Source organism: Fluviibacterium sp. S390, from assembly GCF_049800695.1.
GTDB lineage: Bacteria > Pseudomonadota > Alphaproteobacteria > Rhodobacterales > Rhodobacteraceae > Meridianimarinicoccus.
Map to the genome: position 1 here is coordinate 178,215 of NZ_JBNAFN010000003.1, position 13,647 is coordinate 191,861.

The window sequence follows — 13,647 nt, forward strand, 5'->3', positions numbered from 1 at the left end:
CGCGCGAGCGCGCCAAGCCACCCAGCATCGCCTGCACAGGCATTTGTCGTTTCATGCGTCATCCTCCCCAGGCAATTTGCCCACAACTGCGGGTCAATTTTTCTGGGTTTTGCGCGCCCGCCCTCGGGCTGCGGGAAACCGGCGTGCGTTCCGTGGCTTCCCTTCCGCGACAACCACTGCTAAGAGCCGCGCCATGGACACCAAAGCCGCACTCCGACGCCCACGCGCGCCCTTCTGACCCCGCCCCTTTCGCGGGGGCTGCTGCCTTTCGTCCTTTCACCAACCTGAAATCGTTGACTTGCTCCTGTGCCTGCGGCACCAACGGAGTTTCTTGCAAGGGTATCCCCTATGATCGCCTCTGTTCTTCCGACCTATAACCGTGCGCCCCTGACCTTCGTGTCGGGGCAAGGATGCTGGTTGACCGAGGCGGACGGGCGACGTTTTCTGGACCTTGGCGCGGGCATCGCCGTGAACGCGCTTGGCCATGCGCATCCCGATCTGGTCAAGGCGCTGAGCGATCAGGCCGCCCAGCTTTGGCATGTGTCGAACCTCTACAAGATCCCGCAACAGCAGGCGCTGGCCGATGCGCTGGTCGAGGCGACCTTCGCCGACACCGTGTTCTTCACCAATTCCGGCACCGAGACCTGCGAACTGGCCGTCAAGATGGCCCGGAAATACTGGTTCGAGAAGGGCGATGCCGAGCGGACCGAGATCATCGCCTTCGACGGCTCGTTCCACGGCCGGTCATCGGCGGGCATCGCCGCCGCCGGGTCCGGAAAGATGACACGCGGCTTCGGGCCGACCCTGCCGGGGTTCACCCATCTGCCGTTTGGCGATCACGACGCGTTGCGCGCCGCGATCAGCGACCGGACCGCCGCCGTGCTGATAGAGCCGGTGCAGGGCGAAGGCGGCATCCGCCCGTTGCCCGACGCCTGCCTGAAGGGGCTGCGCGACCTGTGCGACGAGACCGGCGCGCTGCTGATCCTTGACGAGGTGCAATGCGGCATGGGCCGGACCGGCAAGCTGTTCGCCCATGAATGGGCCGGGATCGCGCCGGACATCATGATGGTGGCCAAGGGCATCGGCGGCGGCTTCCCGCTGGGCGCGCTGCTGGCCACTGAATCTGCGGCCAGCGGCATGACCGCGGGCACCCATGGCTCGACCTATGGCGGCAACCCGCTGGGCTGCGCCGTGGGGCTGGAAGTCATGCGCCATGTGGCCGATCCGGTGTTCCTGGCCGAGGTGAACCGCAAGGCCGGCCTGCTGCGGCAGAAGCTGGAAGGGCTGGTCGCCGCGCATCCGACGGTCTTCGACCATGTGCGCGGCGCGGGCCTGATGCTGGGCATCGTCTGCAAGGCGCCGAACACCGATGTGGTGCAGGCCGGGTACGACCAGCAGGTGCTGACCGTGCCCGCCGCCGACAACGTGGTGCGCCTGTTGCCGCCCCTGACCATTACCGACGATGAAATTGACGCCGCAGTGGCCCGGCTGGACACCGCCGCCGCAAGCCTGGCCTGAGCCGACGAGAGCGAGACCCATGCCCCATTTCCTGGACATTCACACCACCGACCCGGCGCAATTGCGCGGGATCCTCGATCAGGCCGCGGCGATGAAGGCCGCCCGCGCCGGTCTGCCCAAGGGCACCCGCGACCCGGAAACGCCGTTCGAAGGCCAGATGGTGGCCTTGGTGTTCGAGAAACCCTCGACCCGTACCCGTGTCAGCTTTGATGTCGGCGTGCGGCAGTTGGGCGGCGAGACCCTGGTGCTGTCAGGCTCGGAAATGCAACTGGGCCACGGCGAGACCATTGCCGACACCGCCCGCGTGCTGTCGCGCTATGTGGACCTGATCATGCTGCGCACCTTCCAGGAATCGACGCTGCTGGAGCTGGCCGAACATGCCTCGGTGCCAGTCATCAACGGGCTGACCGACCGCACCCATCCCTGCCAGATCATGGCCGACATCCTGACCTTCGAGGAGCATCGCGGCCCGATCGCCGGCAAGCGCGTGGTCTGGGCCGGCGATGGCAACAACGTCTGCGCTTCGTTCCTGCACGCGGCGGCGCAGTTCGGCTTCGACATGACCTTCACCGGACCGGAGCCGCTGGACCCGGAAGCCGAATTCGTGGCCGGCGCGCGGGCAGCCGGCGCTGACATCCGCATCGAACGGGATCCGTTCAAGGCTGTGGCGGGCGCCGATCTGGTGGTCGCCGACACCTGGGTGTCGATGCACGATCCCGCCTCGACCCGCGAGCGTCGCCACAACCAGCTGCGCCCCTATCAGGTCAACGACGCACTGATGGCCGCTGCCGGGGAACAGGCATTGTTCATGCATTGCCTGCCGGCTCACCGCGAGGAAGAGGTCACCAGTTCGGTCATGGACGGCCCGCAATCGGTGATCTTCGACGAAGCCGAGAACCGGTTGCACGCCCAGAAGGCCGTCATGCGCTGGTGCCTGGGAATGTGACTTTCTTGCCTTCGGCGAGAGTATTTGGACCAAGAAGAATGCACGGTGAGAGCCGGCGCCGTTCAGAGCACCACAGGGGGCTGCCATGACCGTGATCACCGAGATCGAGGATCTCAAGCGTCTGTACCGGCGCCGGGTTCCGAAGATGTTCTACGACTATTGCGAGACTGGCAGCTGGTCGCAGCAGACTTTTCGCGAGAACACCACCGATTTCGACCAGATCCGGTTCCGGCAGCGTGTCGCCATCGACATGACCAACCGCTCTACCGCTGTCGAGATGCTGGGCCAGGAAGTGGCGATGCCCGTGGCGCTGGCCCCGGTTGGGCTGACCGGCATGCAGCATGCGGATGGCGAGATCCTGGCGGCGCGGGCGGCAGAGAACTTCGGTGTGCCCTTTACCCTGTCCACCCTGTCGATCTGTTCGATCGAGGACGTGGCCGCGCACACCCGCAAACCGTTCTGGTTCCAGGTCTATACGCTCAAGGACGATGATTTCATGCAGCGCCTGATGGGGCGGGCCCATGACGCCGGCTGTTCGGCCATTGTCATCACGCTGGACCTGCAGGTGCATGGCCAGCGTCACAAGGACCTGAAAAACGGGCTGTCTGCACCGCCGAAACTGACCCCGGCCTCGGTGGCCAACATGGCGACCAAGGTTGGCTGGGGGCTGAAGATGCTGCGGACACCGCGCCGGGGTTTCGGCAATGTCATCGGCCATGCCGAAGGCGTCTCGGATCCGTCGTCGCTGAGTGCCTGGACGGCGGAGGCCTTCGACGCGGCGCTGGACTGGGACCGGGTCCGGCAGCTGATCGACATGTGGGGTGGCAAGGTGATCCTGAAAGGCATCCTGGATGTGGAGGATGCCAAGAAAGCCGTGGAGGTCGGTGCCGATGCCATCGTGGTGTCGAACCATGGCGGGCGTCAGCTGGATGGCGCGCTAAGCTCGATCCGCGCCCTGCCCGCCATTGTCGACGCGGTGGGCGACCAGATCGAAGTGCATTTCGATAGCGGGATCCGGTCCGGGCAGGATGTGCTGAAGGCCTGGGCGCTGGGCGCGCGCGGCTGCATGATCGGACGGGCCTTCGTCTATGGGCTGGGGGCCATGGGCGAGGCCGGGGTCACCAAGGCGCTGGAGCTGATCCACAAGGAACTGGACACCACCATGGCGCTGTGCGGCCGGCGCACCCTGGCCGATGTGGATCGCGATATCCTGCTGGTGCCCGAAGGGTTCGCGGGCCGCTGGGCCTGAGGCCGGTTGCGCGCTTTTCCGCTGTTGCCGGAAAACGTGATTTGCCAGAAGATCGGGGAATGCGCATCTGAACCTCAGTTGAAACAGCTTTGGCTACTTCCATGCTTCGTCCTGCCCTGACCGGTGCCCTATTGTGCCTTCTTGCGGCCTGCGCATCCCCGACCCCCGAGGTGACGCGCGCCGCCGTGCCGCTGCATCCGAACGAGACCCCGGAACTGCGCGCCAGCATCAACCACTGGGCCGATTACTATGACCTCCCGCGGGAGTTGGTGCATCGCCTTGCGATCCGCGAAAGCACCCATCGCCCGACCGCGCGCAACGGACCCTACTACGGGCTGCTGCAGGTGCTGCCGGCCACCGCGCGCTCGATGGGGTACAGCGGCCCCAACAAGGGGCTTCTGGATGCCGACACCAACCTGCAATATGCCCTGAAATACTTGGACGGAGCCTATCTGGTGGCCGACGGCGACCCGGACCGGGCCATCAAGCTTTATGCCAAGGGCTATTACCCCGAGGCCAAGGCAAAGGGGCTTCTGGATGAAACCGGCCTGAGATAGCCTGCCGGCCCCGGTTTTCGCCCTGAACCCCGCCGGATCTGCCGGAATCGGGGTTCCCAAGGCGCGGGATCTCGGCTAAGAGCGCCGCTTCACCGGGCATACACCCTTGGAGGATGCCCACCAATTTAGGAGAATTCTCATGGCTGGAAAGATCCCAGATCTTTACGCCGAGGTACGGACGGGGACGGGCAAGGGGGCCGCTCGTCAAGCACGCCGTGATGGCAAGGTACCTGGCATTGTCTATGGCGGCGAATCCGATCCGCTGGCAATCAACATCCCCTTCAACGTGCTGCTGAAGAGCCTCAAGCAAGGCCGCTTCCTGTCGACCCTGTTCAACATGAAGGTCGACGGCCACGATGACGTGCGGGTGATCTGCCGGAACGTGCAGCGCGACGTCGTCAAGGACCTGCCGACCCACGTGGACTTCATGCGTCTGCACCGGAACTCGAAGATCAACCTGTTCATTCCGGTTGAATTCATCAACCACGAAGAAAGCCCCGCCCTGAAGAAGGGTGGCATGCTGAACGTGGTGCGTCCGGAAGTCGAACTGATCGTGACCGCGGGCGACATCCCCGAGAAGCTGGTTGTCGATCTGACCGGAACCGTGATCGGTGACACCATTACCATCTCGTCCATCGACGTGCCGGCCGGCGCCAAGCCGACCATCGACCGTGACTTCGTTGTGGCCAACCTTGCCGCTCCGGCCGGTCTGGGCAGCAGCGACGACGAAGACGAAGTGGATGAAGAAGCACCCGTCGAAGAAGAGGCCGCCGAAGAGTAATCCTCGGACCCTTCGACATGGTATTGATGCGCGGCCCTTCGGGGCCGCGCATTTTTTTTGGCATATTTCAGATGACGTTTTGCGACAGATCAAGGACGTTTTTGGAACAGGGTGTTAGGTCCGGGGGGAATTGAAATTACGGAGGTGACCATGACCGAAACCAAACCCACGAACCTGCAAGTGGTGGAACCGGAAACCTCTGAAGCGGCCCCCGAAAGCACACCGGCCCAGGACGCGGCCCCAGTGGCCGAAGAAAAGCCCGCGTCGGATTTCGATTCCTCAAGCGAATACCCCTACGACCGCAAGATGACCCGCCGCACCTATGAGCGGCAGAAGGCCAAGCTTCAGGCCGAGCTACTGAAGGTGCAGTTGTGGGCGCAGGAGACCGGGCAGAAGTTCGTGCTGCTGTTCGAAGGCCGTGATGCCGCCGGCAAGGGCGGCACCATCAAGCGGTTCACCGAGCATCTCAACCCGCGCCAGGCGCGCGTGGTCGCCCTGAACAAGCCCACCGATGCCGAGCGCGGCCAGTGGTACTATCAGCGTTATGTCGAGCATCTGCCGACCTCGGGCGAGATCGTTCTGTATGACCGGTCGTGGTACAACCGCGCCGGGGTGGAACGGGTCATGGGGTTCTGCGAGCCGGGCGAGTACCTGGAATTCATGCGCCAGACCCCGGAATTCGAACGGATGCTGACCCGCTCGGGCGTTCAGCTTTACAAGTTCTGGTTCTCGGTCACCCGCGCCGAACAGCGCCGCCGCTTCGAAAGCCGCGCGACCGATCCGCTGAAGCGCTGGAAGCTGAGCCCGATCGACAAGGCGAGCCTGGACAAGTGGGACGACTACACCGAGGCGAAAGAGGCGATGTTCTTCTACACCGACACCGCCGATGCGCCCTGGACCGTCATCAAGTCCGACGACAAGAAACGCGCCCGCCTGAACTGCATGCGGCACTTCCTGGCGTCGTTGGACTACCCGGACAAGGATCGCAAGATCGTACGGGATCCCGATCCGTTGATCGTCGGCCGCGCCGGGCACGAGATCCACAAGTCCGACCACATCCTGGGCGGCGGCCTGTAGACCAGCCTGCTCGGACACAGACACGCCCCGTGCCGTTACCGGTTGCGGGGCGGTTTCGTCCCAGGGGTGCTGGCTCAGGTCAGGGCCTGCACGGTTTCAAACACTTCCAGTTCCGGCGCGCCCTGGTACAGATCGGCGTTGCCGCCCGCGTTGGCATGGGCCTTGCGAAAGGCCTCGGACCGGGTCCAGTCGCGGAAGGCCGCTTCGCTGTCCCACGCCGTGTGCGAGGCATAGAGCACATGGTCGGCCGTCTGCGGGCCTTTCAGCAGGTGGAAGGCCACGAACCCCGGCACCGCCTTCAGATGGCTGTCACGGCTCTTCCAGACGCGTTCGAAGGCCTCTTCCTGTCCGGGTTTCACCTTGAAGCGGTTCATGGTCAGATACATCGGGGTCTCCTGCAATGGCCGTGCGCCGGATGGCTGGCCTTTGGCGCCAATTCACGGCAGAACGGGGCCATCGTCAATGCCGGACAGGACAGGAGCAGGCCGTGAAGCTTTTCGTGGGATTGGGCAATCCGGGCGGGAAATACGCCCAGAACCGGCACAACATCGGCTTCATGGCGCTGGATCGGATCGCCGAGGATCACGGGTTTGCCCCCTTCCGCGCCAAGTTCCAGGGCCAGTTGTCCGAAGGCCGCCTGGGCCGCGAAAAGGTGCTGCTGCTGAAACCCGAGACCTTCATGAACCGATCAGGACAGTCGGTGGGCGAGGCGATGCGGTTCTACAAGCTGGAACCGGCGGATGTGGTGGTCTTTCATGACGAGCTGGACCTCGCCCCCGGAAAGGCGCGCGTCAAGACCGGGGGTGGCCATGCGGGCCACAACGGGCTGCGGTCGCTGCATGCCCATATCGGCGAGGCCTACGGGCGGGTGCGGCTGGGCATCGGCCACCCTGGCCACAAGGATCGCGTCGCGGGCTATGTTCTGTCGGATTTCGCCAAGGTCGATCAGGACTGGCTGGACGACCTGTTGCGCGGCATTTCGGACGGGGCGGTGTCGCTGGCCGAGGGCGACACCGGGCGGTTCATGAACGCGGTCGCCCTGCGGGTGGCGCCGCCGCGCTCTTCCACCACTCAGCCCAAGCCACGCGCCGCACCGGACAAGCCCGCTGCCACCGCCGAGGCCCCCGTGGCCAGTGAAGACACCCGCAACCCCTTGCAGAAGCTGCGCGACCGGTTTCGCTAGGCCAGAAATACCCTCGCCACGTGCATGTTTTCAGGCTTTGCCGGTGCCGGACATTTGGCTAGGCTTCCGTCATTCTAGAAACGGAGGCATTCTTGGAACGTTCCCCTTCCCGCAACGTCCTCGGGACCGCGCTTGACAGCTGTTCAACCGCGCCGCTGACCGGATATTTCCGCAATGGCAGTTGCGACACATGTGACACCGATCACGGAAACCACACGGTCTGTGCGGTGATGACGGCAGAATTCCTCGCCTTTTCGAAGTATGTCGGCAACGACCTGAGCACCCCGCGCCCCGAATTCGACTTCGTCGGGCTGAAGCCCGGTGACCGCTGGTGCCTGTGCGCGGGCCGCTTCCTGCAGGCCCATGACGAAGGCTGCGCCCCCAAGGTCAACCTGACCGCCACCCACGAACGCGCGCTGGAAGTCGTGCCGCTTGAGGTTCTGGAGGCGCACGCGCTCGCCGAACACTGAGCGTCCGGCGTGCAGCCGACGTCCCTCGGGTGGGCGGCGACGTGGATGAAGACCGGACCGCAAGATGCGCCGTACGCGGGGCCGCCGGGCAATGGCGTCCGCCGGACCCGCCCCGCGCCTAGCCGCTGGCGGTGTTCATGTCGACCCCAAGCGCCTTGGCGACGGTGAAGATGTCCTTGTCGCCGCGCCCGCACATGTTCATGCAGATGATGTGATCCTTGGGAAGTTCGGGCGCAATCTTCAGCACATGCGCCAGCGCGTGGCTGGGCTCCAGCGCCGGGATGATGCCTTCGGTCTGGCAGCAGACCTGGAAGGCCGCCAGCGCCTCGGTATCGGTGATCGAAACATATTGCGCGCGGCCGATCTCGTGCAGCCAGGCGTGTTCGGGACCGATGCCGGGATAGTCGAGACCCGCCGAGATCGAATGCCCCTCAAGGATCTGCCCGTCGTCGTCCTGCAACAGATAGGTGCGGTTGCCATGCAGCACGCCGGGCCGCCCGCCGGTCAGCGAGGCGCAATGTTCCATCTTCAGGTTCACGCCCTTGCCGCCCGCTTCGACGCCAATGACGTTGACTTCCTTGTCGTCGAGGAACGGAAAGAACAGCCCCATGGCGTTCGAGCCGCCACCGATGGCCGCGATCACCGTGTCGGGAAGGCGTCCCTCGGCCTCCAGCATCTGTTGCTTGGCTTCCTTGCCGATGATCGCCTGGAAGTCGCGCACCATTGCCGGATAGGGATGCGGGCCAGCCACGGTACCTATGCAATAGAAGGTGTCGTTGACGTTGGTCACCCAGTCGCGCAGCGCGTCGTTCATCGCGTCCTTCAGGGTGCCACGGCCGCTGGTCACGGGAACAACCTCGGCCCCCAGCAGCTTCATGCGGAAGACGTTGGGCATCTGCCGTTCCACATCATGGGCGCCCATGTAGACCACGCATTTCAGGCCGAACTTGGCACAGACGGTGGCGGTGGCCACGCCGTGCTGCCCAGCGCCGGTTTCGGCGATGATCCGGGTCTTGCCCATGCGACGGGCCAGCAGGATCTGGCCCAGCACGTTGTTGATCTTGTGGGCGCCGGTGTGGTTCAGTTCGTCCCGCTTCAGGTAGATCTTGGCGCCGCCGCAATGCTCGGTCAGGCGCGGCGCGAAATACAGCGGGCTGGGCCGGCCGACATAGTTGGTCCACAGATCGTTCATCTCGTCCCAGAAGCTGTCGTCGGTCTTGGCGTGCTCGTACTGGGCTTCCAGCTCAAGGATCAGCGGCATCAGGGTTTCCGACACGAAGCGCCCGCCGAAATCGCCAAAGCGGCCTTTCTCGTCCGGGCCGGTCATGAAGCTGTTGATCAGATCATCGGGCATGGGGGCTCCTGCTGGTTACGCGCCGTATCGGCTGTGCATACGCGCGGCGGACGGCAATTTCCACCGCGAAAAGTAGCGCGTGCCGCCAAGCTCTGCTAGAGTATGGTCAACAAAAACAGGAGTGCCCTGCCGGTGATCCTCTGACCCTTCCGCCCAACCAGCCGCAGTCGCGACGGACAGAAGACAGAATGCAGGAGCTTCCCATGCACCCAATCATCTATGACGTGGCCGTTTCGGCCGACGGCTTCATCGCCGACACCCAGGGCCGTGCCCATATGTTCCCCGGCGAAGGCGCCCATGTGGCCGCCTATCTGGATCGTCTGGCCGGCTATCGCGTCGCCCTGATGGGCACGCACACCTACACCTTCGGCTACCGGTTCGGACTGACGCCGGGGGCCAATCCCTATCCAAACATGACCAGCATCCTTGTCAGCCGCTCGTTGAAGCTGCCTGCCGGGGCCGAGGTCACGATGTGGCGCGACGGCCTGGAACGGCGAACGCGCGCCTTGAAGGCCGGGGCCGACGGGCCGATTTATCTGTGTGGCGGCGGGCATCTGGCCGGGCAGCTTCTGACGGCGGGGCTGATCGACCGGCTGATCGTGAAACGCGCCCCGGTGCTGATCGGCGCGGGCATCCCGCTGTTTGCCGGGGTATCGACACCAGTGGCGCTGACCCGAACCGGGGGCACGACCTATGACAGCGGCGTCGTGCTGGAATGCTACGACGTCGGGCCGGTCATGCCAGCACCTTCTTGAAGCCTTCGTGGCTGGGGGTGTAGCCGAGCCTGCGATAAAAGGCGTGGGCACGTGTGCGGGCCTTGTTGGTGGTCAGTTGCATCACCCCGCAGCCCGCCGCGCGTGCCCGGGATTCGGCATCGCCGATCAGCTCCGCACCCCATCCCTGACCCCGCAGGTGGGCCGCGACCCGCACTGCCTCGATCTCGGCCCGGCGGGTGCCGGCGTGCGACAGACCCGAGATGAAGATCAACTGATAGGTGGCCACGACCTGTCCCGAAAACTCCCCGACAAACAACTGGTTGCCGGTCTCGGCCGTCATGGCGTCAAAGGCGGCAACATAGGGCGCAAGATAGTCCAGATGCTCGCGCCCCTCGCCCAGCATGTCATCGTGCAACAGGGCCACCACCGCCGGTACGTCCTCGCGGCGCGCGGGACGAAACCGCAGGGTCACGACTGCGCGGCCTGCACGAAGGCGGCGATGCGGGCGGCATCCTTCAGACCGGGCGCGGATTCGACGCCCGAGGAGACATCGACCATCGGCGCGCCGGTCAGGCGGATCGCCTCGGCCACGTTGTCGGCCTGCAGCCCGCCTGCCAGCATCCACGGCACCGGCCAGCGCCGCCCGGTCAGCAGGCGCCAGTCGAAGGCCAGCCCGTTGCCACCCGGAAGGGCCGCACCTTTCGGCGGCTTGGCATCCACCAGCAGCATGTCGGCAACCCGGCCATAGGTGTCGAGCGCGGCCAGATCCGCGGCCTCGGCCACGCCCACGGCCTTCATCACCGGCAGACCACTGCGCGACCGCAGGGCGGCCACCCGTTCAGGGCTTTCCGATCCGTGCAATTGCAGGATATCCAGCGGCACCTCGTCCAGAATGGCGTCCAGCAGCGCGTCTTCGGCATTCACCGTCAGCGCCACCTTGGCCACCCCCGGCGGCACCGTCAGGGCCAGCTTGCGCGCGGTGTCGATCTGAACATGACGGGGGGACTTGGGGAAGAACACCAGCCCAACGAAAGAGGCGCCTGCCGAAACAGCCGCCTCCATATCCTGTTCACGGGTCAGCCCGCAGATCTTGACCCGAATATCATCCGGCATGGGATCAGGCGGCCTTGTTGTCGTCCAACAGCGCCAGCACGTCGTCCTGGCCTTCGTTGCGGTCAGCCTTCATCTTCTCGACTTCCTTGGCGAGAACGGCCTTTTCGCGGCGCTGATGCACGGCTTCCGAACGATGCTTGGATTCGCGGATCCACTCCCAGATGAAGCCCAGCAGCAGCCCGACACCGATCGCGCCCAGCACGACCACATACAGCGGCAGCGACACAGCGTAGTTGAACTTCAGGAAGGGCACCAGGTCGTCGGGCAGCAGTGTCAGGATCACCGTTTGACGGTTGGCAAAGCCGATGGTGATCAGCAGCACCGCCACAATGGCCAGGAACAGATACTTGATGGTCCGCATGGGATCTCCGTTATTTCCCGTTCAGCCGGTCGCGCAGCAGTTTTCCGGTCTTGAAGAACGGTACGTGTTTTTCTTCCACCTCGACCGATTCACCGGTGCGGGGGTTGCGGCCCACTCTCGCGTCTCGCTTCTTGACGGAAAAGGCCCCAAATCCGCGCAGTTCAACGCGGTCGCCACGGGCCATCGCCTCGATGATCTCTTCGAAGATGGTATTCACGATGCGTTCGACGTCGCGCTGGTACAGATGCGGATTTTCATCCGCGAGTTTCTGAATCAGTTCCGAGCGGATCATGGTGCGTCCCCTGTTGGCTATCCCTCTTTTTTCTCAGAGGCTTGCGTGCACTCTACAGGGCGAGCCCCCGGTTTGAGAAGCGGTTTTCCCACTTTGCGGGCGGATTCTGGGCCACCATTCCGGGCCTAGTCGCGGGTTTCAGGCAGATTCCCGGCCCCGGCCCGCTGCCCGGACCCCCGGCCCGACCGCGCAGGGCGAATCGAAAAGGCGCGCCCGGTTGCCCGGACGCGCCTTCAAATCGTCAGTCCCGAATGGGATTATTCGTCGCCCTTCAGCGCCGCACCAAGGATATCGCCCAGCGATGCACCCGAGTCCGAGGAACCATACTGCTGCACGGCCTCTTTCTCTTCGGCGATCTCGCGCGCCTTGATCGACAGACCCAGACGGCGGGTCTTGGGATCGACGTTGGTGACGCGGACATCGACCTTGTCGCCAACCTGGAAGCGCTCGGGGCGCTGCTCGGCCCGGTCACGCGACAGGTCCGAACGACGGATGAACGACTTGGTGCCTTCGTAGGACACTTCGACGCCACCATCTTCGATCGCGGTCACTTCGACGGTGATGATCGAGCCACGCTTGACGCCGGCCACGGCCTCGGCAAACGGATCGCCGCCCAGAGCCTTGATCGAGAGCGAGATACGCTCTTTGTCGGTGTCGATCTCGGTGACAACGGCCTGCACCACATCGCCCTTGCGATAGTTGCCGATCACGTCCTCGCCACGACCTTCCCAGGTCAGATCCGACAGGTGCACCATGCCGTCGATGTCGTCGTCGAGACCAATGAACAGACCGAATTCGGTGATGTTCTTGACTTCGCCTTCGACTTCGCTGTTGACCGGGTACTTCTCTTCGAACAGCTCCCACGGGTTGCGCATGGTCTGTTTCAGACCCAGCGACACGCGGCGCTTGGCCGGATCGATTTCCAGGACCATGACCTCAACCTCTTGCGAGGTGGACACGATCTTGCCCGGATGGACGTTCTTCTTGGTCCAGGACATTTCGGAAACGTGCACCAGACCTTCGACGCCCGGCTCCAGCTCCACGAACGCACCGTAGTCGGTGATGTTGGTGACGCGGCCCTTGTGGGTGGTTTCCAGCGGGTACTTGGCCTGAACCGACTCCCACGGATCTTCCTGCAGCTGCTTCATGCCCAGGCTGATACGGTGGGTTTCCTTGTTGATCTTGATGACCTGAACCTTGACGGTTTCGCCGATCGACAGGATCTCGGAAGGATGGTTCACACGGCGCCATGCCATGTCGGTGACGTGCAGCAGGCCGTCGACACCGCCCAGGTCCACGAAGGCCCCGTATTCGGTGATGTTCTTGACCACGCCGTCGACCGCATCGCCTTCGTTCAGCTTGCCGATGACCTCGGCGCGCTGTTCGGCGCGGCTTTCTTCCAGGATGGCACGGCGCGACACAACGATGTTGCCACGGCGGCGGTCCATCTTCAGGATCTGGAACGGCTGCTTCAGACCCATCAGCGGGCCAGCGTCACGCACCGGGCGGACGTCAACCTGCGAACCGGGCAGGAAGGCCACGGCACCGCCAAGATCGACGGTGAAGCCACCCTTGACGCGGCCGAAGATCGCGCCTTCGACGCGGTTCTCGTCGGCATAGGCCTTTTCAAGGCGATCCCAGGCGGCTTCACGGCGCGCCATTTCGCGCGACAGCACGGCTTCGCCACGGGCGTTCTCGACCTGGCGCAGGTAGACTTCCACCTCGTCGCCGACTTCGATTTCCGGAGCTTCGCCAGGGTTTGCGAATTCTTTCAGCTCGACACGGCCTTCCATCTTGTAGCCGACGTCGATGATGGCCTGACCCGCTTCGATTGCGATGACACGACCTTTGACAACCGACCCTTCCTGGGGGGTGTCGATTTCGAAGCTTTCGTTCAGGAGGGCTTCGAATTCCTCCATCGATGTGTTCTGAGCCATACGGTCTCTGAGTTCCTATTCTATCTTCGTTTCTGGCCGAGCGGTTGTCTCCGCCGGTCTTTGGGGTTGGTCTTCCACCGCACCGCAGTCCAG

At 64.1% G+C, this 13,647-nt stretch carries 16 protein-coding genes; 9 read left to right on the forward strand and 7 right to left on the reverse strand.

From position 1 onward, the window contains the following. Window positions 1-348: 348 nt before the first annotated feature. The 6 genes from ACP15K_RS04120 to ppk2 all read left to right on the forward strand — a co-directional run bounded on the left by ACP15K_RS04120 (window position 349) and on the right by ppk2 (window position 6,128). Window positions 349-1,518 (forward strand): aspartate aminotransferase family protein, encoded by a 1,170-nt coding sequence (locus ACP15K_RS04120; protein ID WP_193140590.1) that lies wholly within the window; start codon window positions 349-351, stop codon window positions 1,516-1,518. 19 nt (window positions 1,519-1,537) lie between these two features. Next, window positions 1,538-2,464, forward strand: a complete 927-nt coding sequence (argF, locus tag ACP15K_RS04125) for an ornithine carbamoyltransferase (RefSeq protein ID WP_193140589.1) — start codon at window positions 1,538-1,540, stop codon at window positions 2,462-2,464. 85 nt (window positions 2,465-2,549) lie between these two features. After that, window positions 2,550-3,713 (forward strand): alpha-hydroxy acid oxidase, encoded by a 1,164-nt coding sequence (locus ACP15K_RS04130; RefSeq protein WP_193140588.1) that lies wholly within the window; start codon window positions 2,550-2,552, stop codon window positions 3,711-3,713. Window positions 3,714-3,814: 101 nt separating this feature from the next. Further along, window positions 3,815-4,270, forward strand: a complete 456-nt coding sequence (locus tag ACP15K_RS04135; RefSeq protein ID WP_193140587.1) for a lytic transglycosylase domain-containing protein — start codon at window positions 3,815-3,817, stop codon at window positions 4,268-4,270. Between the two features lie 139 nt (window positions 4,271-4,409). Next, on the forward strand, window positions 4,410-5,051 hold the full coding sequence (locus ACP15K_RS04140; protein ID WP_193140586.1) for a 50S ribosomal protein L25/general stress protein Ctc: 642 nt from the start codon (window positions 4,410-4,412) through the stop codon (window positions 5,049-5,051). 150 nt (window positions 5,052-5,201) lie between these two features. Beyond that, on the forward strand, window positions 5,202-6,128 hold the full coding sequence (gene ppk2 / locus ACP15K_RS04145) for a polyphosphate kinase 2 (RefSeq protein WP_193140585.1): 927 nt from the start codon (window positions 5,202-5,204) through the stop codon (window positions 6,126-6,128). A 74-nt stretch (window positions 6,129-6,202) separates the two neighbouring features. Here ppk2 and ACP15K_RS04150 read toward each other — a convergent pair whose 3' ends face one another. Continuing rightward, entirely contained in the window at window positions 6,203-6,514 is a 312-nt protein-coding gene (locus ACP15K_RS04150) for an antibiotic biosynthesis monooxygenase family protein (protein WP_193140584.1), read from the reverse strand. Between the two features lie 101 nt (window positions 6,515-6,615). On the opposite strand from ACP15K_RS04150, the gene pth reads away from it, so the two are divergent. Both pth and ACP15K_RS04160 read left to right on the forward strand, forming a co-directional pair. After that, complete coding sequence (gene pth / locus ACP15K_RS04155) at window positions 6,616-7,311, forward strand: aminoacyl-tRNA hydrolase (protein WP_193140583.1); 696 nt, start codon at window positions 6,616-6,618, stop codon at window positions 7,309-7,311. A gap of 92 nt (window positions 7,312-7,403) precedes the next feature. Beyond that, window positions 7,404-7,781: a DUF2237 family protein gene (locus ACP15K_RS04160; RefSeq protein WP_193140582.1), complete on the forward strand. Its 378-nt coding sequence runs from the start codon at window positions 7,404-7,406 to the stop codon at window positions 7,779-7,781. Window positions 7,782-7,899: 118 nt separating this feature from the next. On the opposite strand, the gene trpB is transcribed toward ACP15K_RS04160, so the two are convergent. Continuing rightward, window positions 7,900-9,135, reverse strand: a complete 1,236-nt coding sequence (gene trpB / locus ACP15K_RS04165; protein ID WP_193140581.1) for a tryptophan synthase subunit beta — start codon at window positions 9,133-9,135, stop codon at window positions 7,900-7,902. A 203-nt stretch (window positions 9,136-9,338) separates the two neighbouring features. Between trpB and ACP15K_RS04170 the strand changes: the two genes are divergently transcribed. Further along, window positions 9,339-9,890 (forward strand): dihydrofolate reductase family protein, encoded by a 552-nt coding sequence (locus ACP15K_RS04170; protein ID WP_193140580.1) that lies wholly within the window; start codon window positions 9,339-9,341, stop codon window positions 9,888-9,890. Here ACP15K_RS04170 and ACP15K_RS04175 read toward each other — a convergent pair. From ACP15K_RS04175 to rpsA, 5 genes are all read right to left on the reverse strand, one after another. Beyond that, entirely contained in the window at window positions 9,871-10,323 is a 453-nt protein-coding gene (locus ACP15K_RS04175; protein WP_424989883.1) for an N-acetyltransferase family protein, read from the reverse strand. The genes ACP15K_RS04170 and ACP15K_RS04175 overlap by 20 nt on opposite strands. Continuing rightward, window positions 10,320-10,964 carry a phosphoribosylanthranilate isomerase gene (locus tag ACP15K_RS04180; protein WP_193140579.1) on the reverse strand — a complete coding sequence of 215 codons (645 nt, stop codon included), beginning with the start codon at window positions 10,962-10,964 and terminating at the stop codon, window positions 10,320-10,322. Before ACP15K_RS04180 ends, ACP15K_RS04175 begins: the two co-directional genes overlap by 4 nt. Window positions 10,965-10,968: 4 nt before the next feature. Next, window positions 10,969-11,325 carry a LapA family protein gene (locus tag ACP15K_RS04185; protein ID WP_193140578.1) on the reverse strand — a complete coding sequence of 119 codons (357 nt, stop codon included), beginning with the start codon at window positions 11,323-11,325 and terminating at the stop codon, window positions 10,969-10,971. 10 nt (window positions 11,326-11,335) lie between these two features. Then, a complete protein-coding gene (gene ihfB, locus ACP15K_RS04190) occupies window positions 11,336-11,617 on the reverse strand; it encodes an integration host factor subunit beta (protein WP_193140577.1) in 282 nt (93 codons plus the stop codon). Between the two features lie 257 nt (window positions 11,618-11,874). Further along, the gene (gene rpsA / locus ACP15K_RS04195) at window positions 11,875-13,554 is read right to left on the reverse strand and encodes a 30S ribosomal protein S1 (RefSeq protein WP_193140576.1); all 1,680 of its coding nucleotides are present in this window, start codon (window positions 13,552-13,554) and stop codon (window positions 11,875-11,877) included. Between the last annotated feature and the right edge of the window lie 93 nt (window positions 13,555-13,647).

Bases quoted from the DNA above. Each gene is read 5' to 3' on its own strand.
- rpsA (WP_193140576.1), bottom strand. From the start codon at position 13,554: ATGGCTCAGAACACATCGATGGAGGAATTCGAAGCCCTCCTGAACGAA.
- argF (WP_193140589.1), top strand. From the start codon at position 1,538: ATGCCCCATTTCCTGGACATTCACACCACCGACCCGGCGCAATTGCGC.
- ACP15K_RS04140 (WP_193140586.1), top strand. From the start codon at position 4,410: ATGGCTGGAAAGATCCCAGATCTTTACGCCGAGGTACGGACGGGGACG.
- ppk2 (WP_193140585.1), top strand. From the start codon at position 5,202: ATGACCGAAACCAAACCCACGAACCTGCAAGTGGTGGAACCGGAAACC.
- ACP15K_RS04170 (WP_193140580.1), top strand. From the start codon at position 9,339: ATGCACCCAATCATCTATGACGTGGCCGTTTCGGCCGACGGCTTCATC.
- trpB (WP_193140581.1), bottom strand. From the start codon at position 9,135: ATGCCCGATGATCTGATCAACAGCTTCATGACCGGCCCGGACGAGAAA.
- ACP15K_RS04130 (WP_193140588.1), top strand. From the start codon at position 2,550: ATGACCGTGATCACCGAGATCGAGGATCTCAAGCGTCTGTACCGGCGC.
- ACP15K_RS04120 (WP_193140590.1), top strand. From the start codon at position 349: ATGATCGCCTCTGTTCTTCCGACCTATAACCGTGCGCCCCTGACCTTC.
- ACP15K_RS04180 (WP_193140579.1), bottom strand. From the start codon at position 10,964: ATGCCGGATGATATTCGGGTCAAGATCTGCGGGCTGACCCGTGAACAG.
- ACP15K_RS04185 (WP_193140578.1), bottom strand. From the start codon at position 11,325: ATGCGGACCATCAAGTATCTGTTCCTGGCCATTGTGGCGGTGCTGCTG.
- ACP15K_RS04135 (WP_193140587.1), top strand. From the start codon at position 3,815: ATGCTTCGTCCTGCCCTGACCGGTGCCCTATTGTGCCTTCTTGCGGCC.
- ACP15K_RS04150 (WP_193140584.1), bottom strand. From the start codon at position 6,514: ATGTATCTGACCATGAACCGCTTCAAGGTGAAACCCGGACAGGAAGAG.
- ihfB (WP_193140577.1), bottom strand. From the start codon at position 11,617: ATGATCCGCTCGGAACTGATTCAGAAACTCGCGGATGAAAATCCGCAT.